Consider the following 24,036-nt stretch of genomic DNA (forward strand, 5'->3'; position numbering starts at 1 on the left):
TGGGGTGCGGCTTACAGGGATGCCGCAAAAAAACCACCGAACAAGAATGCCTGGTTGACCTTGACTGGCTCTTTAACGTACGCGGCGATAAAAAACAGCCGGCAAGTACCGGAACCCGATCGATCCGAAGTGGGAAAGTATGAAGTACTTCCGGGCGGGCGGGCTTGTTTAGCCAGGCTTCGCGGCTTCGGCCCATGCTTTGGTAAAGGCGGCGCCGAAGTATAGGATCAGCGAAGTATAGAACATGAACAGGAGCAGCAGCACAAACGCGGCGCCTGTTCCAAAAAGCATGTTCACATTGCTTTGTATCAGCAATATGCGTAATACGAATTTCCCGGCGGTGAATAGCGCGCCTGTGAATAATCCGCCGGCGATTACCGTCGGCCACCCAAGCTTTTCTGCCGGCAGCATCCGGAAAAGCAGGGCGAACCAGGCGCCGGTAACCGCTATGGAGAACACGTTATTCAGCACACCGTCAAGATAATCAGCCACCCAGGGGAGCATTTGCCGGGTGATTTCACCCAGGTACGACTGCACGGCTTCTGCTACGAGTGCGGCGCTGAAGAGGAACGAGGTGACCATAATAACCAGTACTCCACGCCACCGCACCATTAGCTTCTCTTTCCAGGATAGCTTCCGGATGACGCTGATCTTCCATAACTCGTGGATAGAATCCTGGATAATGCGAAAAAGGTTGGTGGCCACAAATGTCAGCAATACGATCACCAGTAAGCCGATGTACCAGGAGCTTGCCAGGTCGCGAAAGGCGCGTAGCGTGTCTATCACCTGCCGGGTACTGCTTACGCCGATGGTTTGAGATAACCGGGAAAAGATTTGCCGGTGTATATTCCCGGTGTATAAAAACCCGACCGAGCGGCTGATCACGATGAGTATGGGCGGCAGCGCAAAGGTGGTGAAAAACGCGGTAGCCGCCGCCATGCAGAGCGGGTCTGCTTCTGCGAAAATTGCACAAGCGCCGCGAATGGCCCTGAAGAACTGTCTGATAAGCGTTTTTCGTTGCTTCATATACCGGCAATAAGGCCACGAAGGCAACAACAGGGTTGATGAATAGTTTAAAACAACCTGAACTCATCCTTATTTGCTATTTTCGCGGCTCGGACAGATGAAGGCACACTCGAATTTTCGCGGCTTCTTTTTCGCCGTTACTGCCGGCATTTGCTGGGGCGTGTCGGGAACCTTCGTGCAGTTCCTGCTGCATACGCGCGGACTGAACATCGAGTGGCTGGTTTCTGTACGGCTCCTGGTGGCGGGCTCGATCCTGCTGCTGCTGGCCGCCGCGAAAAAAGATACCTCGCTTACCGCGATCTGGCACGACCGGCGCAATGCCACCAGCCTGCTCACCTTTAGCCTCCTGGGTATGCTGGCCGTACAATACACCTTTTTTTCGGCCATTAAATATACCAATGCGGCTACGGCGACCATCCTGCAGTTCCTCGGACCGGTGATAATTGCCGGGTACCTTGCTATCAGGCAACGGCGAATGCCCGACCTGCGGCAGCTGCTGGCCATAGGCCTGGCGGTGGCCGGCACCTTCCTGCTGGTAACGCACGGCAGCTTCGACACCATTTCCATCTCCGGCGAAGGATTGTTATGGGGCATCGCTTCGGCGGTAACGCTCGCGTTCTATTCGCTGCAGCCGGCGGCGCTGTTCAAGAAATTCAACATGGCCACCATTGTAGGATATAGCATGGTAATTGGAGGGATCGCGCTTAGTATAGGCTCCCATCCGTGGGAAGTGCCCGGTACGTGGGACTTGCCAACCTATTTATGCACCGCTTTTATTTTCATTCCGGGTACGCTGGTTGCATTCTATATATATCTTATTGCAATAAAGAACATCGGGGCGCAAACACCAAGCTTGCTGGTGAGCGTAGAGCCGGTATCTGCGGCGCTGCTTTCTGTCTTCTGGCTGGGGGTGCCCTTCGGCTGGACCGACCTGTTGGGAACGGCGTTTATCCTGGCGACGATCTTTTTGCTCACCAAAGGCAGGGAATAGCCGATCAGCCGGCGGCGGGTGTTTCAGCTTGCAGCTCGTGAGAACGGTAATAGTTGCGATAAAACAGCAGGTATGCTGCCGCGAAACTTCCAGGGCAAAGCGCAACCGTCCACCTGAACAGGATCACCAGGAACAGCACCACGAACAAGCCTCCCACCCACTGCATGTACCTGTCCATATCCGGGCCCAGCCAATACAGCAGGCAATGGAGCAACATGATGGTCCCCAGCGCAAACACCAGCAAACCTGCTGCCATTACCAGGTTAAAACGGCTGAAGATCCAGATCGCTTCCGGTATTACCAGCACAAGATAACCCAGCAGGTACCCGCCAAACAGGCTGAGCCTCGTGTAAGGCAAGTTGCGCGAAAACTGCATCCGTTCCCGTTCAAAAACGTGCTGGTTAAACACCAGGACGGCATGGGCGGCAGCGATGGCCAGCAAGGCGATGCAGGCTACCCGGCTGTCGCTGCTTACATCGGCAAATAACGCAAACACGGCCGTTATAATCCCCCATGACAGCAGCTTGACCAGTAGGTAAGCTACTTTTGCCTGGTGCATTACCTGGTAGCCGTACAGGCTGAAAAATGGTTTCCGCCATTGCTGGCTGAATCGGGTAAGAACCGACAGCTGCGAACGGTCGCTTAACCGGTTCACCAGCCTCACGTATAACCACGCGCAGCCCGTAACCAACAGCAACAGGTAGCAGATCACCACCACGGGCAGTACATAAAGATGGTGGTACAGACCCATCGCGGCCGCCAGCAGGCCATAAACGGATACGGGCAGCATGATCGCCAGCTGTACGGCACACCAGCTCTTCAACTGTTCGGGCTTTCCAAAGGAGTTGCTGCTGTAAAAAAGGAATTGCTGGCTGCTGCCGTTAAGCTGCGACGCCACATAGTGAAAGGTTTTGAGCGCATACAGCAGCCACCCCGCGAAAACCAGCGATAACATCACCGGGTCTGATACAAAAGCCAGCATAAGCGCCCGGTGGTAACCGAGCAACTGCCCGGGATCTACCGATCCGAAGATCACCAGGAACGCAAAAATGAACAGCCCGGCATGTGCCCGGTAAAAGCCGTTCACAAAGATCTTGCTTAATACTACCGTAAGGGGATGCTGCATACTAATTAACCTGGTGTAAGGTTTGTTCTGCCACTAATAACTCCCTGGCATCGGGAAACATTTCCGCGTCGAGCGCCTGGTGCGAAGTAAGGAGAAAACTGGCGCCATCCGCGTATTTGGCCGCGATCCACTGGTGCAGGATGCCCAGCGAAGCGTTGTCGATGGTGATGAGCGGCTCATCCAGCAGTATCAGTTCCGGCTTGCCGAGAAATGCCAGTAACAACGATAGTTTTTTGAGCATCCCGCTGGAATAAGTGCCTACAGGCTTATGGATATAGCTTCGCATCTGCATATCGTCCAGGTAGCGCTCTTCCTGCCCTGCAGGAGCGAATTTTGCGGCGGCAAACAAGCGGATCATTTCCGTTCCGGTAAGGAACGCCGGAAATAAAGGTTCCGCCTCCGCGAAGTTAACGAGTTTACGGTACGCTACCGGCTGCCTGGTCAGGCTTACCTGGTTGAGCAGCACCTCGCCTTTAAAAGAAAGGATACCGGCGACAGACTTCAGCAGGGTGCTTTTCCCGGAGCCGTTTACGCCTTTTACCCAGTAAATGCCCGGATGGATAGCCATATCGGGAATGCTGAGTGCCTGGAACTGGTTATAGGATTTCTGAAAGTTAGAGAATTGGAGCATCTTCTATAGACCGCAATTTTGGCCCGCAAGTTACTTTAAATTCTTCTCAATCAGCATCTGCACGATCCCGTCAACCATGCCCACGCGTGGTACATAGATCTGCTTGATCCCGGCCCATTTCAGCACCGTGAGGTAGATCTCGCAGGCAGGGATGATCACATCAGCGCGGTCCTGGTTAAGACCGAGCACGGAGATCCGCTCTTTCAGCGAAAACGAGTTGAGGTGATTGTATATGGTTTTCAACTGGTTAAACGTAAGCGGCTGACCCTCCTTTTCTTCGGAGATCCGGAACAGTTTGTTGATATTTCCGCCGGTACCGATTCCCGAAAGGGATTTATATTTCCGGCAGTTGTCTTTTATCCATTCTTTCAGCTCGTCCCAGGTCTCTTGCTTATCCTGGTTGTCGAGCATACGGATGGTGCCGATGTTAAAAGAGCGCGATACTTCCGGCTGCCCGTCAGAAAACACGGAAAGCTCGGTGCTGCCGCCGCCCACATCGATGTACAGGTAGTTCTTTTTGATATCGATCTGCTCGTTTACGTGGCTCGAGTAAATGATGTTAGCTTCCCGTTGCCCTTCCACGATCTCTAGTTCGATATTGGCTTCGTCGAGCACCTTCTTTACGATTTCCTTGCCGTTCTTTGCTTCCCGCATGGCGGAAGTGGCACAGGCCATGTAATCCGTTACTTTATAAACGTCCATGAGATTACGGAAAGCCACCATGGTTTTAACCAGCTCGGCGACCTTCTTGTCAGAGATCTTTTTATCGAGGAAAGCATCGTCGCCCAGGCGCAATGGCACGCGGATCAGGGTATTCTTCTTAAAGGAAGCGTTTCGCGAAGGTTCGTTGATGTCGGCGATCAGCAACCTGATGGCGTTGGATCCTATGTCTATTGCGGCGTATCTCACGGGTGGTTCTTGTATTTCAGGTAAGTATAAATATCTGTTTGTGCACGGTAACTCACTTTCCCGCGATTTCTGCGGTAATTATTATTGTTGAGGCGATTAATTTCACGCGACTTGGTATTGTCTTTTAGCTGGATGTTGATGATGTCCCTGAGCTCCTTGCGGATGTTCTGATCAAAGATCGGGAAACCGACTTCCACGCGCCGGTCGAGGTTCCTGGTAAGCAGGTCGGCAGACGTAAGGTACATTTTTTCTTCACCATTGTTGCCAAAGATCCAGAGCCGTGCATGCTCCAGGAAACGATCGATGATGCTCACCACCTCTATATTCTCGCTCACCCCCGCAATACCGGGCACCAGGCAGCACATGCCCCTGATAATGAGCTGGATCTTTACACCCGCAGCGCCCGCCTCGTAAAGCTTACCGATCACCTCCTCGTCGGCGAGGCTGTTCATTTTCAGGATCACGTATGCAGGCTTTCCTTCGCCGGCCAGCCTGATCTCTTCGTCTATCAGTTCGTAAAACTTGGTACGGCTTTCCAGCGGCGATACCACCAGGTTCTTGTAACCTTTATAAAATTCCTTACGCTGCAAACCGTCAAACAGCTTGCGCAGCTCGCCCGTTATTTCGGGGTTAGCGGTAAATATGCTGTGATCGCAATAGATCTGCGCAGTTTTCTCGTTGTAGTTCCCGGTAGACAGGTTCGCATAATTTACGATCCTGCCTTTCTCTCTCCGGCTTACCAGGCAGATCTTCGAGTGCACTTTATAATCCTGCAGCCCATAATCCACTACTACGCCTTCTTCTTCCAGTTTGCCGGTCCAATAAATATTGGCCTGTTCGTCGAACCTGGCCTTCAGCTCGAGCAAGCAGAACACTTTCTTGCCGTTTTTTGCCGCATTGATCAACGCGTTGATCACCCTCGAATTCTCGGCAAGCCGGTAAAGCGTGATCGAAATCGCGGTTACCTTGGGATCGATGGCCGCCTCGCGCAAAAAGTGGATGATATAGTCGAACGACTGGTACGGCAAGTTGACCAGGTAATCGCGCCTGGCTACCTGGTTCAGTATACCTTTCGAGGCGTCCAGTTGCTTCACTTCCAGCGGATTTATGCGGGGATATTCAAGCTCGGCACGCCCGATATTCGGGAACCTGATAAAATCCTTGAATTTGTGGTACCGGTTACCGGGGATCAGGCCATCGGCATCCAGGTCGAGCTGTGCCACCAGGTAGGTGAGCATATCCAGCGGCATAGCGCTGTCGTACAACAAGCGCATAGGCTTCCCCTTTTTCCGTTTCTGCAGGCTTTTGGTAAGCGTGTCGATAAATTTCTCACTCACGTGACGGTCGAGATTAAGCTCGGCATCGCGGGTAAGCTGTACAGAATACGCTTCGATGTGGTTGTACTGGAAAATGTTGAAAATATCGTCGAGGCAATACCGGATGATATCGTCCAGCAGGATCACAAACTTAAGGTTATTGGTTTCCGGCAGCACCAGGAAACGGTCGATGCTGTGAGGGATTTCGATCAGGCTGTAACGCACCTTGGTCTTTGGATGGTCCTTGGTGAGCTTGATGAGAAAGTACACCACCCGATCCTTCAATTCAGGCAGCGGGTTCGTTTTGTCGGGCATCACCGGCACGAGCGTCGACAGGATCTTTTCGCGAAAATAGTTTCGTACGAACTGGCCGCGGGACACGTTCAGTTGTGTTTCGTTCAGGATAAATATCTTCTCCTGCTCGAGCTCCTTGATGATCTCGTCTTCGTAGAGATGGTTAAAACGCCGCTCGTGTTTTACCACCAGCGTTTTAATGTCGTTCAGTACCTTGCGCGGGTTGTACCCGAGCAGCTCCTTGGCTTTCGCGTTTACGTTGGCCAGCCTGTTTAGCGTAGCTACTCTTACCCGGTAAAATTCGTCGAGATTGGACGAGAAGATGGCCAGAAAGCGGATACGCTCAATAAGGGGCACTGTTTTGTCGGCTGCCTCCTGCAATACCCGTTCATTAAAGTACAGCCAGCTGATCTCACGGTTTAAAAGCGGTTTTGATGGTTTCTGCATCAGCACTGGTAAGCGGCCCGGCCCTGTGCCCGGAGCTGCAAATGTCTGTTTTGATTGTTAATTGAATGTTAAGACAGCGTAAACAGCTATTGGTCGACAGTTGTAAGTTGTCAGTTGTCAGTGATCAGTTGTCAGTTATCAGTTGTCAGTTATCAGTTGTCAGTAGCAGTTCCTGTATGGCACAACATAGGACTGATCACTGACTACTGATAACTGATAACTACTCACCACCGTCCTGTCCGTTTTCTGCCGGGGCACCCGGTTCGTTTGCGGGTACCGGATCCGCGGCTGCTGCTGGTTTAGGCGTCCGTTTGCGGGCGGGTGCAGGCGCCGCTCCGGTTTCCGTCGATCCGGAAGCCGCGGGTTTACGGGGAGCCCGAGTTGCAGGCGTCGGTTTAGCCGCCACCTTTACGGCTTCTACGGCCGTGTCGACGGCTTTCGCGGCGCGGGTTGCGGGTTTACGGGTTGCTTGCGCAGCGGTGGCAGCGGCCGCTTCAACGGGCTTCACCGCCATTTTGGTGGCCTTTTTAACGGTTTTAACCGCCGTTTTTAATTTCTTTTTGGTGGCCGGCTTCGGTTTCTCGTCTTCGAGCTTGGTTTCTACGGCGTCCTTTATGGATTCATATTTCTCCGACACCTTTTTGGCTACCAGCTTTGCCGCTTTCTTAACTTCCTTGCTGAGCTTCCCGGCATCGTGCCCGAGGTGTTTTACCGCTTCGAGGAACTTGTCGGTGATGCTTGCTTCAAGCTCCCTTTTTACTGCCCGCCTGGTCGACTTAGCCGCAGTTTTTACACTTGTTTTCGTAGTTTTTTTCTTTGCCATAACGGAAATATTTAGGTGAAAGGTAGGTTGCAGGCTAATTAGCTGTAACTGAAACAGATCACCGATTATTATGTTTCAGTACTTATTCTAAATCTATCTGTATATTTTTACAACCACAAATTATTTTTTTGTTATGCCTTCATTTGATATTGTCAGCAAAATTGATAGCCAGACACTCGACAACGCCATCAACACCGCGAAAAAAGATATTCTCAACCGTTACGATTTCAATAATTCTAAGAGTACCATCGAACTGGATAAAAAAACGAACGAGATCACCATTGTGACCGAGGATGACATGCGCCTGAAAGCCATTAAAGACGCTATTATCTCGCGTATGGTAAAACAGAATATCGACCCCATGAGCCTCGACGATGGTAAGGCACAATATGCATCAGGAAATATGATCCGCAAGGAGATCAAAATTAAAACCGGGATCGACAAAGAAACCGCTAAAAAGATCGTAAAAAAGATCAAAGACAGCGGCCTGAAAGTGCAAGCCGCCATTATGGACGACCAGGTGCGCGTCGATGGCAAAAAGATCGACGACCTGCAGGCAGTGATCTCGCTTTGCCGGAAAGAAAATTTTGGACAGCCGCTGCAGTATATAAATATGAGGGGTTAGTTAGTTGTCGGAGATCAGTGATCACTGATAACTGGCTCCTACACCGTCTTCACATCCTTCCTGTCAAACTCTTCGATATCCGTGATATAGGCGTTCTTCACCAGGAACTCAAATAGCGGTTTGGCTTCGCCAGACACCGGCATATTGCGGGTGGTGATGATCTCATCGTTGTTCTTTTTATCCAGGTAAGGGTAAGCGTAAAGCTTTACGTTTTTACTGAACAGGTCGCTTACGTATGCCAGCAGCTCGTCGGTGTACCGTTCGCCGAAACTCGTGGAGTCGAAAATACGCTTTAGGTTGGCAATGTTAGTAGAGATGCCTACACTGTTAGGTTTGCAGCGGGCCAGGTAGGCAGCGAGCTTGTGGTTGCGCGAAAAGTCGGATACGATCACATAGTTGCCGGTGGCGCAAAGGTCTTCCGCACGGGCGGCGAGGGCGTCGAGATCTGCGCTGTCAGGTTCTGCGCCTTCCCCGAACAAGTTGGTCATGAGCACTTCGATCAGCACCACGAGATTTTCATCTGCCACATGCTGGGAGCGCTTAAATTGCTCTACCGCACGGTTAAACAGGTCGAAATTAGGCGTAGATTTCTGTTTATAGCGGGTACGCAGGATCATGATGTCCTTTTTATACAGCAGGTCTTTAGCTTGCAGTGCGCTGGCATCCTTATCGAAGATGGCGGCACCCGAAAATCCTTTTGCGATCAGGTACAGGTTTACGAGGCGGTCGTTGGCATCGCTAAAGACCGGCCCCTGCAGGCTGATCAGGTCGATTTCCACGGAACCGGGGGTAAGGTTATCTACCAGCGACTCGATCATGAGCCGAACCTGCTGGTGGTGGTAAAAAGCGGCATAAACCAGGTTCACTCCTAAGATCCCCAGCACATTTTGCTGAAGTACGGAGTCGCTGTCGAGCAGCCGCACGTGGAAAACGATATCGTTAGGCGGGCCGCCGGGCGTAACCTGGAACCTGATCCCCAGCCAGCCGTGCGGATCGTTGGTCTTATTGAAATTAAGGGTGGTAACCGTATCCGCGAAAGCGAAAAAGGTTTTGTGGTGATGTTTCTCCCCTATCAGCCGCTCAGAAAGCAGGCCGAACTCATGGTCGAGCATCTTTAATAAACGCGACTTGCTCACATAACGTCCCGAAGTCTCTTCCCCGTAAATGGAATTGCTGAACGACATGTCGTATGCCGACATCGTTTTGGCTACTGTACCCGAGGCCGCTCCTGCGGTAAAAAAGTTACGTGCAACTTCCTGCCCCGCGCCTATCTCGGCGAAAGTGCCGTAAATAGGTACGTCGAGGTTGATTTTTAATGCTTTCCTTCGGGTTTCTAGTATTTCGCGGGCCATATCCGCGAAAATAAGGAATAATGAGGATCAAGCAATAAATCTGGGACGGGCTCACGGAATTAAACTGAGGCCTTGTCAAAAACATTCACCCAAAGAATACCGGGACCTTTACGGAGGTAACGGGAAATGGCGATCCTGAAGAGAAACGGATCAGGCAAAATAATTGGGGATCGGGAGATATTTTATCCTCCTCCGTCTTCGGCACCCCCCTCCGAAGGAAAACAAAATCCCGGTCTCACCGGGGTAACTTAATAAAAACAAGTTACTTATTTGTAATGAAATCCTATCTCCCTGACGGAGGGAGTCCCGAGGTGAGGAAGGATAATTATCGTCTCCGAAACTTTCCGGACTGACCCTGGAAAATCAACGTCTATGCGGAAGCGAAACAGAAAACGCCCCGGTTACCCCGGGGCGCTCTCCACTCAACAACCTAAACTTCACACTTAACTTATCTTTATAAGATACCCTGGACCTTACTTAATGGTAATCTCGCGGGTTACCTGCCTGGCTTCTTCTTTCTTTGCTACGTTCACGCTCAGGATACCATCGGTGTACTGCGCTTCGATGTTGGCATGGTCGACGGTTTCAGGCAGGGTGAACGACCTCACAAAAGTTGAGTAGCTGTACTCACGCCTGTTGTACTTTTTGGTCTCCCCGGCAGCGGCCGACTTATTCTCAGCAGAAATGCTTAACATATTTTTCTCCAGGTTGATTTTGAAATCTTCTTTTTTCAGCCCGGGAGCGGCCAGCTCGATGTGGTAGTGGTTCTCAGTTTCTGCAATGTTTACCGCAGGCACTTTTGCAGTGAAGCGGTCAGACACGAATGAATCATTAAAAAAGGATTCGAAAGCATCTGTGAATAAAGGGCTTAAACCATTTCTTTTGTGTCCGTTAGCGAATTTTACAAGTGTCATTTTATATTCCTCCAATTATTTTTGTATTTGAAAAGAAATATTCAATCAACATGCCAACGCAGCAACGACAAAAAATAGAAGACAAAATGACACTAAACGCAAAATAAAGACGACAAAATGTCCTCTTTAAGGAAATCAAGGTGACGATTCTTACCTTCGCCTCATGAAAGTCTACGGCATCCCCAACTGCGATACAGTACAAAAAGCGCTAACCTGGTTAAAGTCGAACCAAATGGATCCCGGGTTCCACGATTATAAAAAGCTGGGTATCTCTGAAGAAAAACTGAAAGAATGGATCGATAAAGTGGGATGGGAGATCCTTGTAAATAAAAAAAGCACCACCTGGCGCGCGCTTACGCCCGAAGAGCAGGCGAAGGTAACCACGGCGGCGGACGCCATCCGGCTGATGCAAGCCCACAACAGCGTGATTAAACGTCCCGTTATCGAGTTTGGAGATAAAATTACCGTGGGTTTTAATGAAAAAGCTTACCAGGAGTCCTTTTTATAGGATTTCTTATTAACAACCAGGTAACATTTGCCTTACCTGGCCGGCTATTTCCCTGTTTTTTGCCGCAATAACCTACTTTTACCGCCTAACTATTAAATAAGGTATGAGATTTAAAAGATCAGCCGGTACTTTACTGGCTATGCTTGCATCTGTGGGAATTGCACAGGCGCAGCGACCGGGCGCCGGCCCTGAAATAGGCTCGGTAGGCGCACCTAAAACCAATTACGATTATCACGATGCTTTTGCCCCGTTCTTTTATACAAAAAACGGAACGGAATATCGCGCAGCCGATGGTCAGCCGGGACCTAAATACTGGCAAAACCGTGCCGATTACCAGATAGCTGTTTCATTCGACGAACAGAAAAGTGAGGTATCAGGTACCGAAGTGGTAACCTATACCAATAACAGTCCCAACAAGCTCGGTTACCTGTGGATGCAGCTCGACCAGAACCTTTTCAAACTCGATTCGCGCGGCTCTATGATCGTTCCGACCACCGGCAGCCGCAACGGCGGACGCGGACAGGTATTCGATGCAGGTTATAAGATCAAGTCTGTGAAGCTGGTAAGCACCGTTAAGGGAAAGACCACGCTAACCGATGCTGATTTTATGATCGACGATACCCGGATGCAAGTCTCCCTGCCCTCAGCCGTTCAGCCTTCCGGCGGACAGGTGAAAGTACAGGTAGAGTACAGCTTTATCTCGCCCGTGATCGGGTCTGACCGCATGGGCATCGCCGAATCCAGGAACGGGCGGATCTTCGAATTCGCGCAGTGGTACCCGCGCATGTATGTATATGACGACCTGCAGGGATGGAATACCCTCCCCTATACCGGTCCCGGTGAGTTTTACCTCGAATACGGTGATTTCGACATTAAGATCACCGCGCCTTCGAATCACATCGTGGTTTGCTCCGGCGAATTATTGAATACACCGGAGGTTTACACGCCAGTACAACAGGCCCGTTGGGCGAAAGCGGTTGCAAGCGACTCCACCGTAATGATCCGCACGCCGGAAGAGGTGACGGATCCTACATCCCGCCCGCAGGGCAAACCAACCCTCACCTGGCATTTTGCCATCAAAAACGCGCGCGATGCGGCATGGGCTACATCGGCGGCATTCGCCATCGACGCCGCAAAGCTTAATATGCCAAGCGGGAAGAAAACCCTCGCGATCTCCGCATACCCGGCGGAAAGCTGGGGCGGCAAAAACATGGCGTGGGGACAATCGACCCAGCAGGTTAAATTCTCTCTCGAGTTTAACTCAAACCGGTGGTTCGAATACCCGTACCCTGCAGCTACTAACGTTGCCGGTATTGCGGGCGGCATGGAATATCCTGGCATCGTTTTCTGCGGAAAAGGCAACGGCACCGGTGATATCTGGGGTGTAACCGACCATGAGTTCGGTCATACATGGTTCCCGATGATCGTCGGCTCGAACGAGCGCATGTATGGTTTCATGGATGAAGGCTTTAATACGTTCATTAATACCCTTACCACGGCAGATTACCGCAAGCTTCACCCGGCACAGCCGAGAGGAAATTTTGGTGGCAGGGGTGCACAGGGTGCTGCCGGCCCCGCAGGCGCTGCACCGGGCACACAAGGCCAGGGTGCTGCAGGTCAGCCGGGCGCACAGGGAGCAGGACCGGGAGGTCGCGGCAATTTCGCTCCGCGCGATGCTAAATCTATCGGCGCCGGGTATACCCGCCCGGATATAGAACCGATCCTAAGCGTAACCGATAACCTGAAAGAAGTAAATAACGGGACCCTATTGTACAACAAACCAAGCTATGGACTGGTGCTGCTGCGCGAGCAGGTACTGGGTCCGCAGCGTTTTGATAAAGCATTCCGCGCTTACATTGCCAGCTGGGCATTTAAGCACCCTGCACCCGACGATTTTTTCCGCACCATGGAGAACGTAGCCGGCGAAAACCTTAACTGGTTCTGGCGCAGCTGGTTCGCTAATAACTGGCGGCTGGACCAATCGATCCGCGACGTTAAGTACGTAAACAACGATGCGAAACAAGGCGCATTGATCACCCTTGATAACCTCGAGAAAATGCCGATGCCGGTGATCATGGACATCAAAACCAAGAACGGAAAAGTAACCCGCGTAAAGCTCCCTGTAGAGATCTGGATGCGCAACAAATATTGGGTGTACAAATTCCCTTCCACCGAAGAGATCGAATCTGTAACGCTCGATCCCGACCACGTATTACCGGATTTTAACATCGATAACGATGTATGGCCGGCCGCGGCGAAGAAAGCGGATTAAATCGGTAATGGTTGGACGTTAAACGTTTAACGTCCAACCTATTACTTTTTCCCCGAAGCCACCAGCACCACAATCCCGCCCACGAGGAGCACGCCGCCGAGGTAAGGCGGCCAGTTTACGGACTTCTCTCTGTCCGCAGACACTTCGATAGGGCCTGCATCGATCACTTTTTCTTTTTTGGTATAGGTAAAGCCTGTCCAGACCAGCATGGCGACGCCTGCCAGAATTAAAATTAAACCAACTGTACGATTCATAGGAGATATATTTATATACTATGAATCGTTTTGGAAACGAATTGTTTTCTATTTAAACGCGTTAAAGCCGGTTACGTCCATGCCGGTAATAAGCAGGTGGATATCATGCGTCCCTTCATAGGTTACCACCGATTCGAGATTCATCATATGCCGCATGATCGGGTATTCGCCGGTGATGCCCATGCCGCCCAGCATCTGCCGCGCCTGGCGTGCAATGTCTAACGCAACTTCTACACTGTTCCGTTTAGCCATAGAGATTTGTTCCGGTGTTGCCCGGTTTTCGCTTTTAAGTATCCCGAGACGCCATACGAGGAGCTGCCCCTTGGTGATTTCGGTGATCATCTCGGCCAGTTTTTTTTGCTGAAGCTGGAATCCGCCGATCGGCCGATCGAACTGCACCCGTTCTTTCGAGTAACGGAGCGCGGTATCATAGCAATCCATGGCAGCTCCTAAAGCGCCCCAGGCAATGCCGTACCTGGCCTGGTTGAGACAGCTCAGCGGACCTTTAAGCCCCTTTACCCCGGGGAGGATATTGGCTTTTGGCACCTTAACCTGGTCGAACACCAGCTCGCCGGTTGCCGATGCGCGTAGACTCCACTTCTGATGTGTTTCGGGCGTAGAAAAACCTTCCATGCCACGTTCTACGATCAGTCCGTGAACAACGCCCTCTTCATTCTTGGCCCATACTACCGCAATGTCGGCAAACGGTGCGTTCGAGATCCAAAGCTTGGCGCCGTTTAACACTACGTAATCTCCCGCATCCTTAAAGCTGGTGACCATCCCTCCCGGGTTAGACCCGAAATCAGGTTCCGTTAAGCCGAAGCAGCCCATCATTTCGCCCGCAGCCAGCTTAGGAAGGTATTTTTGTTTCTGTTCTTCAGACCCGAACGCATAGATCGGGTACATTACCAGCGATCCCTGCACCGAGGCGGTAGACCGGATACCGGAATCGCCGCGTTCCAGTTCCTGCATGATAATGCCGTAAGCCGTGTAGTCCAGTCCCGCGCCGCCGTATTCGACCGGGATGGTCGGGCCGAAAGCGCCGATGGCGGCAAGCCCCGGGATCAGATACCGGGGGAACTCCGCGCGCTGCGCGAAATCCTCTATCACCGGGCTCAGTTCCTTTTTCACCCACTCACGCACCGATGCACGGATCAGCTTATGTTCTTCCGTGAGCAGCTCATCGAGCAGGTAGTAATCGGGAGAATCGTACAGGTCTTTCTTCTGGGAACGGGAATGGTTCATGAGGCGGCGGTTTTTTCAAAAGTAGCAAATAGTGGGGGATAGAGAATGGGAATGGAGAATTCTCTATTTTGCTACTTTTACGCCATGTCAACCATCACCAGGAAAATTGCCTTAGAAAAGATCCGCTTTTTCGCCTTCCATGGCTTTTACGCGGAAGAACAGGTTACAGGGACCGAGTTTTTTGTGGACGCAGAAGTTTCGTTACCGGTATATAACAACGCCAATGAAGACCTTTCACAAACGATCAACTACGAGCGGCTGTTCGAGATCGTGTCGGCGCAGATGAAAGTTCCGCGTAAGCTGATCGAGACCGTGGCGCACAATATCCTCGACGAGGTACATTTAGAATGTATGCAGGCGACCCACATCCGCATTGCGATCCGTAAGATGCATCCCCCGCTGGGCGGAGAAGTGAACAATTCATTGGTGGAAGTGAGCTTTGTAAGGCAATGATACCATTCAGCCCCATAACGGAAGACATCCTGGCCGAGATCACCGCGATCGCCGGACCAGGATATGTATTGTGCGGCCGGGAGGAGCTGGAGCCCTTCGCACACGACGAAACAGAAGATCTCCGTTTTTTCCCGGAGGTAGTGGTACGTCCTGCCGACACGGCGCAAGTATCGGCGCTGCTCAGGCTTTGTACCAAACACCGCGTACCGGTAACGCCGCGCGGGGCAGGCACGGGCTTAAGCGGGGGCGCGCTGGCGGTGAACGGCGGTCTGATGCTATCGACGGACCGGTTGAACAAGATCATCTCCATCGATACGCAAAACCTGCAGGCACTGGTAGAACCCGGTGTAATTACAGAAGTATTTATGAACGAGGTGGCCGGTTACGGATTGCTGTACCCGGTAGATCCGTCGAGTAAAGGAAGCTGTTTCCTCGGCGGCAACGTAGCGCATGGGTCCGGCGGTCCGCGTGCCGTAAAATACGGAACAGTACGTGAGTATGTACTGAACCTCGAAATCGTATTGCCAGATGGCGAAGTAACCTGGACCGGCGCCAACACCCTCAAATATGCTTCGGGGTACAACCTCACCCAATTGATGGTGGGCTCGGAAGGCACCCTTGCCGTGATCACGAAGATCGTGCTGAAGCTGATCGCCCGGCCGGCGCTGAACGTGCTGATGATGGCTTCTTTCCTATCGAATGAGCAGGCATGCGCGGCCGTTTCGGGCATCTTCAGGGCGGGTATATTGCCGTCTGCGCTCGAATTTATGGAACGCAAAGGGATAGAATGGGTGAAGGTTTTTGACCACATCAGTTTCCCGCTTAAACCGGGAGACCAGGCCTTCCTGCTGATAGAGCTTGATGGGAACGACAGCGGGGTGCTCTTCGGCGAAAGCGAAAAAATAAATGAAGTGCTCGAGCTCCATGGTTGTACAGATGTACTGTTTGCCGATAGTTCTGTACAGAAAGAAGAGCTCTGGAAAATCCGCCGCACGATGCCGCTTTCGGTGAAGTCGAACTCCATCTACAAGGAAGAAGATACCGTGGTACCCCGCGCGGGCTTACCGCAGCTTATTAACGGAGTAAAGGAAATCGGAAACAAGTACGGCTTTGAATCTGTTTGTTACGGACATGCCGGAGACGGCAACCTGCACATCAACATCATCCGTGGGGGGATGAGTGAAGATGCCTGGAATACAAAGCTAAAAGCTGGTATCCGCGAGATTTTTGAGCTTACGGTTTCGCTGGGCGGCACCATCTCCGGGGAACACGGCATCGGTTATGTGCAAAAGGAATACATGCCGCTAAAGTACTCCGCTACACACCTGGCATTAATGAAAGGAATTAAGGCGGTGTTTGATCCGCAGGGGATTTTAAACCCCGGTAAAATATTTTAACATGATCGACTTTATCGTCAGGCAGCAAGAAATGATCGACATCGGGGCTTCCCTGGTTTGCGGAGCCATGATCGGTATCGAACGCGAGTATAAAAACAAGGTTGCCGGTTTGCGTACCATGATCCTTATTTGCCTCGGGTCCACTATTTTCACGCTCGTATCTCAGCATGCCGCGGGCAAGGCAGACGACCGCATAGCTTCCAACATCGTTACGGGAATAGGTTTTATCGGTGCTGGCGTTATCTTCAAAGATAAGCTTTGGGTAAAGGGGCTTACCACTGCCGCGGTGATCTGGATAACCGCGGCAATTGGCATGATGTGCGGTACAGGCAATTATGTACCCGCTATAATCCTCTCCGTTATTGTGGTTGCTATTCTTTCCCTTTTTAACAGCATCGAAGATTTTATCGACCGTATCCATCACCGCAAGCAGTTCACTATTACTTTTAACGGGCTCGACCTGCAACCGTTACATCAGCTCGAGCAGGAGATTAAGATGCGAAAACTCCACTCCAGCAGAAAGAACATCTCCAAAGACCAACATTGTCTTATCGTGATCCTGGCGGTTTACGGCAGGAAAAAACAGGTAAGGAACCTGGATGAGTACATGGTGGGGTTACCGGAGATCAAGGCGTTTGAGATGATGTAGTTTTGAATGGTGAGTAACCAGCCGTCAATACTTCGTAGCGTCTTAAAGGAACTGGTCACCGGCAACTGGTCCCTACCTGAATACGACCCTGCTCCCCTCGCCATGTGCGTTAAATTCAGGTGCGTATACGCTTTGCATAGAAGCGAAACCTGCGGAGAAATTTCCGGGCTGGCTTACGCGAAGCCGGTATTCAACTACGTAATTCCCCCTGGGTAAGTAGTTGAAGAAGAAATTCGTTGAAACATCCTTCGTTACCTGGTAATAATACAACTGATCCTGGTATTTATACCCTGACAATACCGCCGACGGCTCGGTACCTGCCGGGCGAAGATCTTTAAGGTGCACGTATTCATAGTCGCGGTCTGCCACGATGTTGATCACTACTTTCAATTCGTCGCCAACCTTCGGGATATGCTGCGCGTCAACAGCAGTGAGCACGGGCCCATTCGCGGTGTATTTCAGGATGTAGTACTTTCTTTCCAGCTTCATGGCCGACAGCGATGCCGGTAGCTTGTCCGGGTTCTCCAGGTACTGCCAGTGAAGCGCTCCCCAGGAGATGGTCTTGCCCGTATTTTTTACTGCCACATTGCCAAGTAAGGGTTTAATATCCTCGCCTGTCCAGGCAGTTTTTAAATAGCCCGTGCCCGTTTCCGCCACCAGCGAAGGCTTAAGCGCGGTAAGCGGGTGTCCCCCCAGTTTTATTTCAGGCACCGCGGTTTCTGCCAGCAGGTTGCTGCCGCGCATTAGTAAAGCGTAACAGGCCGCGGCCGTAGCCTTGGTAGTTTTCCAGTTGGACGTTTGCTTTTTCCGCAGCAGCCAGATCTTCATCTCTTCGATATCACCGGCATTCTCCCCGGCTTCCGCGAACAGTTCCATAATAACTGCCTGAACCTCTACGGGCGATTGGTTCCAGGCGTACCCCAGCTGGTTTACCGGCCAGTACATACCCATTTCGCCGGTGTGTTTCGCGGTATCCTTTAACGACCGTACGATCATTGCAGGCAGCGCAGGCTGTTGGTAACGCAGCAACGTAAGCGCGATCATCGCCTGCTCGTACGCACTGCACTTATTCCATATAGCCCTGGTTAAGTTTATATACCCTTCGAAGGCTTCTTTAAGCGCAGGTTTCATAGCTACCCTAGCGAAATAGCTGCGTGCATACCAGGCATGTATTACAATGGAACCCTGCCAGAGCGATTTAGACGCGCCGCGCTTGTCGTACCTGTAGTTTTCGATGATCTTTTCATCTACAAAATCCAGCGTTTTCAGCGCCACAGGCTTTAAGGCTGTCCCGGCATTTACCGAATCGATCACCGTGAGCTGGCCCATGCCCGCCAGGATGTGCTGGGTAATGTATTGATCGGCGTACAAAGAGCCGGTAAACCAGGGGAATCCACCATCGGGGCGCTGCATTTTGCTGAGCTTGGACAGGTTTTCCGCAAGGGCGTTACTCATATTATTAAGGTCGAACAGGAGGGCGATCCGTCTTTGCTGTTCACTTTCGCTTTCGGCATCGCGCAGCCAGGGCGTTTCTTCGACCAGTACCGCCTTAAGCTCCTGGTTCTTTTCCAGGTTCGAAAGCAGGGAGGAGGCGCCGTTGTCTTTCCAACGTTCGAACACGGGCTTAATTTGCGGCAACGTATTTACGATCTGCCGCGCCAGGGTATTGGCATAATAGCGGCTGAACACCTGCTCAGAACATTCATACGGAACCTCCGAGAGGTATGGCAATGCCTGTACCGCGTACCAAACCGGGTTCGACGTAAACTCGAAGGTGAGCGTCTTGTTGATCAGCGTGCCCGATGCTTGTTTAACGAACCGGTCGAACGTAAAGGTTTGTTGCTGACCGGCACGCACCATCAGCGGCATCGATTCCGTCACCGGGACGCGGTTAGGCAGCACCGGTACGGTATTCTCCTCCCCGTCCGTATGCAGGGCCGAAATGGCGCGGATATTATAGGTCAGCGCGTCCAATCCTGCGGGGATAATAAAGGTAAATGAAACCGGCCGGGTGGTCCGCGCAGCGATCTCAAACGCCTGCTTTGCCGACGCCGGGTTCCTGAGCAATTGTACGGGCTGCATATTTATCGCGTTAAACAGGCGCAATTCAGTTTGCCCTTTGATGGTTTCGCCGGTGAGGTTGGCCAGCCGGGCAGAGACGGTAACGGTATCGCCTTCGCGCAGGAACCTGGGCATATTCGCCGAGATCATCAGCTGCTTTTGGGTAATCGCTTCTTTTTGCAGGTACCCGCTTTGCAGGTCCTTGGTATGTGCCAGCGCCCTGAACTTCCAGCGTGTAAGCGCATCAGGAATGGTAAAACCGATGGTGACCATCCCTTTTTCGTCTGTACGCAGGTTCGGGTAAAAGAAGGCTGTTTCGTTAAAATTCTTGCGGATGGTTACAAGCGGTTCCGTCATCTCATGGATCGAGTTGTCTTCGGTAACGTTAGCCTCCTTCAACGGCGCTTCCCGCGCATTAAGCGCCTCCACCTCCTGCCGCAACGACACCTCTTTCAGCTCGTCATACATCATCGGAGCCATTGCGGCGATAGATCCTACCACCGACTTTTTTGCCTGAGCACCATAGCCTGCCGTCATTTCATTCAGCATGTCGCTGCTGTTAAAACCCCCCTGCAGTTTCACATCCCGGACCCGGGTCAGGTACCACCTGTAGGCGCTGTTATACCCCCCATAGTAGCTGTAGCCAAAAAGGTTCAGGGTTTCGTAATTCCTTTCCGACAGCGGAAAGCTACGGTAAAAACTATAAATCGGCCGGATAAATGCCACACGGTTATAGTCTTCCGCTTGCCAGCGGTTATAATCGGGATAATAGCGGTTGTACGTCGACAGGTTGGCCGGCCATGGCATTGTTGACAACAGGTCGTCGAGGGAAGCATCGTACAAGCCAGCCACCATTTCAGCCGTTTCCCCTTCATCCTGGCCGGTAATCTTCATCTCCCATTGCTCTTTATCACCCGGCTGCAGTTTGTCGCGGAAGCTTGAGAAAGTAAGCCGCAACGGGTTTTCCGGTTGTACAAGCGTAATCCGTCCGCTCCAGTTATAAACCCGGTTATCGGTCATCATCAGCACATTTACGCGGAGGCGATCACTGTTCTCCCTTATAGCGATGGTTTTCCGGAGCTGTTTCTCACCCGCTTGCAGCCATTCTTCAGAAAGGAGATTCCTGCCGTCATACACTTCTACGAACACATTATTTTTTTCGCCGTTTCCGGCCCATATTTCCGCCTGCTGGCCGGCCTTGCCCGAAACAACAGCGGGTACCACCCAGTTTTCGCGGGTAAGCACGGCGGCGCCATACTCAAGTACATTCAGAAACGCAATTGTCGAAATCGTATCGCCCCTGGCTGTCCGGGCCGCGATCTCCACGCGGTACATCCCGGCAGGCCGCTTTCTGAGTAATGCCAGGTCCAGCAACGGGTACCCGGTGGTGTCGGCAGTTAGCTTAAAATCTGCCACTTGCTGCTGTTTCACCCAGCGGGGAAAGGCGCGGTCGCCCGAATAATCGTACAAGGGAAAGTTGCGTTCGAAGTATTCCCTGCTCATCAGGTGCTGATCGGGCATATTCCAGAACCTTTCGTTTACCGGTTGTCCCGGCGACTTCAACGAAAATACCTTTACATCCAGCTTACCCGCTATCCGGTGATTACCCAGGTTGCGTAGCTGGTAGATGAATTTAAGCGAGTCGGCTGGTAAAATAGTCGGCCGTATATTGGTAGAAAGCCTCAATACCTGCTTAGCTACCGCAATAGATACGGAGGCGGGGCGCGTTTCACCGCTGCCGTCTGTTACGTCGGCGCTTACCAGGAAGGTATGGACGTTTCGCGAGAGGGTATCGTCCGCCGCCGCGCGGAAGCGTATGGTAAACGTACCTCCCGCATCCGTAAGGATGGTGTCGGTCCTTATTTCCACCGGCGGCAACGCGTTATACCGATAATCCGGGTAATCGCGGGCCGACGTGGTTCGGGTTACGCGGTAAGCGATCCTGGCGTTTGACAATCCGTAGCCCGAAAACGCGACCACCCGGCCGGTTACTTTTATGCTGTCATTAATATGATAGGCTTCTTTTACCGGGTCGAGCTTCACCTGGAAGGTCGGTCTTTTGTATTCTTCGATCATCACGCCAACCTGCCCGCTTTTCGTTCTAAGCGTAACCATCCCGCCCTGAAGTACCTGGGGCAGCATAAATGAGCCGCTGAAACTTCCGAAATCGTTGGTTACGAACGGCATCGTACCCAGTTCCTTACCGTTTATGCCGGTTATTTTCAGTTCCACCGGTTCATTCTTCACCAATACGCTTTTGTTCACCTGCCGGCTCAGCTGGTATCCCTTAAACCAGATGGTTTGCCCGGGGCGGTAGATCTGCCTGTCGGTGATGAGTGTCGTTTGTATAACCGGGCTATCGGCGTTGCGATCATAACCGCCATCGCCATAATAGCCGTTATCCTGAAGCAACGTATCTTTACCTTTAACAAGTATTAACGTACCCATCCCGTAGGCGTACTCAGCTGCCGCAAAGCGAAAGCGGCCGGCGGTAGTAGTTCCCTTCACGGTACGCGTAAAGCTTTTGTCATTTGCGTATTCTACGGTTACCTGCACATTGTTTACGGGCTTACCGGTTTGGCGGTTTACCACCATCACCTCCCGCTGGCCCGAAACAAGCGCCCTGTTCAAAGCCGCCATTTCCGAAACGTGAAAGCTTCCGGTTACGGTAAGCAGCGTATCCGCGCCCGTTACTGCTACGATGTAACGACCTGCTTCGAGGGGCTGGATATCTATTTCCACAGAGTGATCGCTATAATCGCCCGGATCCGGTGGTGTAATTTCTTTTTCCTGTACGGGCGGCAGGGCCTGAATCCAGTTAAGCTCCTTTCTGCCCGGGCTCCGCCCGTAACTGTTCGATCTCTCTTTATTGTATGCCCTCAGCATCGCCACCGTGACGCGGTAGATCTTAAGTGAAACCGGTAATGGGTTACGGTATCCGAGCAAAGCCAGGATGGGCTTCCCGGGGAGGTTAATATTTTCAACCTGGAGGTTGAGTTTGCGCTCGCGGATCTCGTCGAGCATGATTGCCGCGTTACCCGCCCCCTGGCTTCCCGGGTAACGGGCGATGGCCTCAAGCAGGTAAGGCACCGCATTGCGGAAGCGCCTGTTCTGCTTCTCATATTTCGCCATGAGCACCAAGGCATCGGCAGCCACTGTGAAACTGCCTTGCCCGGTGGCCATTTTCCGCAGCGCCTGCATGTACAGCGAATCCTTTTGAGAGATCCGCGATCTCCTCCACACAAACTCCAGCCGCCTGAGATCCAGGTCGGCAAGCGCTTCCGGACGGTCGCTTTCCAGGTGAAAGGCTGTACCCTGCTGCAGCAATACCGCGCCGGAATATGCCAGCAGGCTGGTGTCCTTACGGGAAATTATGAGACTGGCAAAGCTACGGCTATCGCCGAACGACCGCGGGTCATCGAACAGGACCCCATCGTTAGCGCCGGGCATATAGGAATCCTCGGAGAGAAAGAAATCCAGGGCGCGGTGGAGCAGCAGGTCGTATAAGGTCGGGCGGTATTTGCGGGTAAGCTTATCTCCTTTCAGCGCCCCGGCGAAGGTGGAAACGGGGATGTCTTTAAGCAGTTTTTCCTGGCTGAGCGAGTATTTATAAATAGCGGATATCTCCCGTACCAGGGTGCGGAGGTCCCAGCGCGTATAATCGGTGCCGGGCTTTTCCATGGTAGCGCGCTGGCTGAACTTGTACCGGTTCTGCTGGTAATAGCGCCAGTACGTTTCGGCCAGCAGCGACTGAAGCACGGCTTTCCCCGGATAAGCAGCACGCCCGATGTCTGTTCTCAGGCCATCGATCACCGCCGGGAGCGCGTCCTCCTCGAGGTAGCTGAGAAAGATCATTTTGTATATCGCTGCACGGACGAGCATTACCGGGTCCTTTTTTTCCTGCGCGAAGATATACAGTGAGTCCACCTGTTTAAACGCGGAACCTGCCAACCCGATGGTGGCCAGGGAGTCGATCTTTTTTACCAGCTTTTCGAATGGCTTGTCCTGGGCAAACCCGGCATTACCGGGAAAAAGGGCGCAGCTACAAAGGATTGTCGTGAGAAAACGACGGCAACGGGAAAAATGAAACATATCCGGCTATTTTACTTTGAAGATAGCTTTTCGACCTCATTTCCATAAATGTACCTTACTTATTATACCGGGTCATAGTAAGTTCGGGCCCGGCGGTCACAAAGCTTTGAATGATCTCGATAGAACGGTCGATCAATCCGGGAAGTGCCGGCTGTTCGTCCTTATCAAACCCGCTGAGCACATAGTCTACCTGCCTGCCTTTGGGATAGTTATCGCCCACCCCAAACCGCAGGCGTGCGTAATTCTGTCCGCCGAGCGAAGCCTCGATGCTTTTTAACCCGTTATGTCCCGCGCTGCTGCCCTTAGGCTTAAGCCGGAGCGTTCCGAAAGGCAGCGCCAGTTCGTCCACCACCACCAGCACGTTCTCAACGGGGATCTTAAGTTCGTTCATCCAGTAATTCACCGCTTTGCCGCTCAGGTTCATATAGGTGGTTGGCTTTACCAGGAAGATCTTTTTTCCTTTATGGCTTAATTCTGTATAGTACGCCAGCCGGAGGTTCACAAAATCAGCACCTGCCTGCTTTGCCAGGGCATCTGCCACCATGAAACCGATATTGTGGCGGGTATCTTTGTATTCGGGACCGATATTACCGAGGCCGGCGACGAGGTATTTCATTGAGTTGTCAGTGATCAGTTGCCAGTTGTCAGTTG

Annotated in this window: 19 protein-coding genes; 7 read left to right on the forward strand and 12 right to left on the reverse strand. The window is 52.0% G+C overall.

What is annotated here, in order from left to right; all coding sequences use genetic code 11:
• Window positions 1-168: 168 nt before the first annotated feature.
• On the reverse strand, window positions 169-1,026 hold the full coding sequence (locus tag GS398_RS00685; RefSeq protein ID WP_160904833.1) for a YihY/virulence factor BrkB family protein: 858 nt from the start codon (window positions 1,024-1,026) through the stop codon (window positions 169-171).
• Between the two features lie 97 nt (window positions 1,027-1,123).
• On the opposite strand from GS398_RS00685, the gene GS398_RS00690 reads away from it, so the two are divergent.
• Window positions 1,124-2,017 (forward strand): DMT family transporter, encoded by an 894-nt coding sequence (locus GS398_RS00690; protein ID WP_160904834.1) that lies wholly within the window; start codon window positions 1,124-1,126, stop codon window positions 2,015-2,017.
• 4 nt (window positions 2,018-2,021) lie between these two features.
• Here the strand turns inward: GS398_RS00690 and GS398_RS00695 are convergent, their stop codons facing one another.
• From GS398_RS00695 to GS398_RS00715, 5 genes are all read right to left on the reverse strand, one after another.
• Window positions 2,022-3,143: a hypothetical protein gene (locus GS398_RS00695; protein WP_160904835.1), complete on the reverse strand. Its 1,122-nt coding sequence runs from the start codon at window positions 3,141-3,143 to the stop codon at window positions 2,022-2,024.
• Between the two features lies 1 nt (window position 3,144).
• A complete protein-coding gene (locus tag GS398_RS00700; protein ID WP_160904836.1) occupies window positions 3,145-3,774 on the reverse strand; it encodes an ABC transporter ATP-binding protein in 630 nt (209 codons plus the stop codon).
• Between the two features lie 30 nt (window positions 3,775-3,804).
• Window positions 3,805-4,683 (reverse strand): Ppx/GppA phosphatase family protein, encoded by an 879-nt coding sequence (locus GS398_RS00705; protein WP_160904837.1) that lies wholly within the window; start codon window positions 4,681-4,683, stop codon window positions 3,805-3,807.
• Window positions 4,680-6,740: a polyphosphate kinase 1 gene (gene ppk1, locus GS398_RS00710; protein ID WP_160904838.1), complete on the reverse strand. Its 2,061-nt coding sequence runs from the start codon at window positions 6,738-6,740 to the stop codon at window positions 4,680-4,682. Before ppk1 ends, GS398_RS00705 begins: the two co-directional genes overlap by 4 nt.
• 220 nt (window positions 6,741-6,960) lie before the next feature.
• On the reverse strand, window positions 6,961-7,563 hold the full coding sequence (locus GS398_RS00715; RefSeq protein WP_160904839.1) for a hypothetical protein: 603 nt from the start codon (window positions 7,561-7,563) through the stop codon (window positions 6,961-6,963).
• A gap of 133 nt (window positions 7,564-7,696) precedes the next feature.
• Here GS398_RS00715 and GS398_RS00720 point away from each other — a divergent pair, with 133 nt between their 5' ends.
• A complete protein-coding gene (locus GS398_RS00720) occupies window positions 7,697-8,188 on the forward strand; it encodes a YajQ family cyclic di-GMP-binding protein (RefSeq protein ID WP_160904840.1) in 492 nt (163 codons plus the stop codon).
• 38 nt (window positions 8,189-8,226) lie between these two features.
• Here GS398_RS00720 and GS398_RS00725 read toward each other — a convergent pair whose 3' ends face one another.
• Both GS398_RS00725 and GS398_RS00730 read right to left on the reverse strand, forming a co-directional pair.
• Window positions 8,227-9,540, reverse strand: coding sequence for a nicotinamide mononucleotide adenylyltransferase (locus tag GS398_RS00725; protein WP_160904841.1), 1,314 nt, complete (start codon window positions 9,538-9,540; stop codon window positions 8,227-8,229).
• A gap of 473 nt (window positions 9,541-10,013) precedes the next feature.
• Window positions 10,014-10,361, reverse strand: coding sequence for an Hsp20/alpha crystallin family protein (locus tag GS398_RS00730; RefSeq protein ID WP_369410192.1), 348 nt, complete (start codon window positions 10,359-10,361; stop codon window positions 10,014-10,016).
• A 256-nt stretch (window positions 10,362-10,617) separates the two neighbouring features.
• On the opposite strand from GS398_RS00730, the gene GS398_RS00735 reads away from it, so the two are divergent.
• Together GS398_RS00735 and GS398_RS22195 are read left to right on the forward strand one after the other, a co-directional pair.
• Entirely contained in the window at window positions 10,618-10,962 is a 345-nt protein-coding gene (locus GS398_RS00735; protein ID WP_160904843.1) for an arsenate reductase, read from the forward strand.
• Between the two features lie 103 nt (window positions 10,963-11,065).
• On the forward strand, window positions 11,066-13,234 hold the full coding sequence (locus GS398_RS22195) for a M1 family metallopeptidase (protein WP_202405911.1): 2,169 nt from the start codon (window positions 11,066-11,068) through the stop codon (window positions 13,232-13,234).
• Between the two features lie 41 nt (window positions 13,235-13,275).
• Here GS398_RS22195 and GS398_RS00745 read toward each other — a convergent pair whose 3' ends face one another.
• The gene (locus tag GS398_RS00745; RefSeq protein WP_160904844.1) at window positions 13,276-13,488 is read right to left on the reverse strand and encodes a hypothetical protein; all 213 of its coding nucleotides are present in this window, start codon (window positions 13,486-13,488) and stop codon (window positions 13,276-13,278) included.
• A gap of 48 nt (window positions 13,489-13,536) precedes the next feature.
• Entirely contained in the window at window positions 13,537-14,733 is a 1,197-nt protein-coding gene (locus GS398_RS00750; protein ID WP_160904845.1) for an acyl-CoA dehydrogenase family protein, read from the reverse strand.
• An 84-nt stretch (window positions 14,734-14,817) separates the two neighbouring features.
• Between GS398_RS00750 and folB the strand changes: the two genes are divergently transcribed.
• The 3 genes from folB to GS398_RS00765 are packed head-to-tail and all read left to right on the forward strand — an operon-like array spanning window position 14,818 to window position 17,232.
• Window positions 14,818-15,186, forward strand: coding sequence for a dihydroneopterin aldolase (gene folB / locus GS398_RS00755; RefSeq protein WP_160904846.1), 369 nt, complete (start codon window positions 14,818-14,820; stop codon window positions 15,184-15,186).
• On the forward strand, window positions 15,183-16,583 hold the full coding sequence (locus GS398_RS00760) for an FAD-binding oxidoreductase (RefSeq protein WP_160904847.1): 1,401 nt from the start codon (window positions 15,183-15,185) through the stop codon (window positions 16,581-16,583). The genes folB and GS398_RS00760 overlap by 4 nt, the downstream gene beginning before the upstream one ends.
• 1 nt (window position 16,584) lies before the next feature.
• Window positions 16,585-17,232 (forward strand): MgtC/SapB family protein, encoded by a 648-nt coding sequence (locus GS398_RS00765; protein WP_160904848.1) that lies wholly within the window; start codon window positions 16,585-16,587, stop codon window positions 17,230-17,232.
• Window positions 17,233-17,304: 72 nt separating this feature from the next.
• Here GS398_RS00765 and GS398_RS00770 read toward each other — a convergent pair whose 3' ends face one another.
• The gene (locus GS398_RS00770; protein ID WP_160904849.1) at window positions 17,305-23,385 is read right to left on the reverse strand and encodes an alpha-2-macroglobulin family protein; all 6,081 of its coding nucleotides are present in this window, start codon (window positions 23,383-23,385) and stop codon (window positions 17,305-17,307) included.
• 55 nt (window positions 23,386-23,440) lie between these two features.
• On the reverse strand, window positions 23,441-24,001 hold the full coding sequence (gene pth, locus GS398_RS00775) for an aminoacyl-tRNA hydrolase (RefSeq protein ID WP_160904850.1): 561 nt from the start codon (window positions 23,999-24,001) through the stop codon (window positions 23,441-23,443).
• Window positions 24,002-24,036 lie beyond the last annotated feature (35 nt).

The organism is Hufsiella ginkgonis (assembly GCF_009834915.1).
Lineage (GTDB): Bacteria > Bacteroidota > Bacteroidia > Sphingobacteriales > Sphingobacteriaceae > Hufsiella > Hufsiella ginkgonis.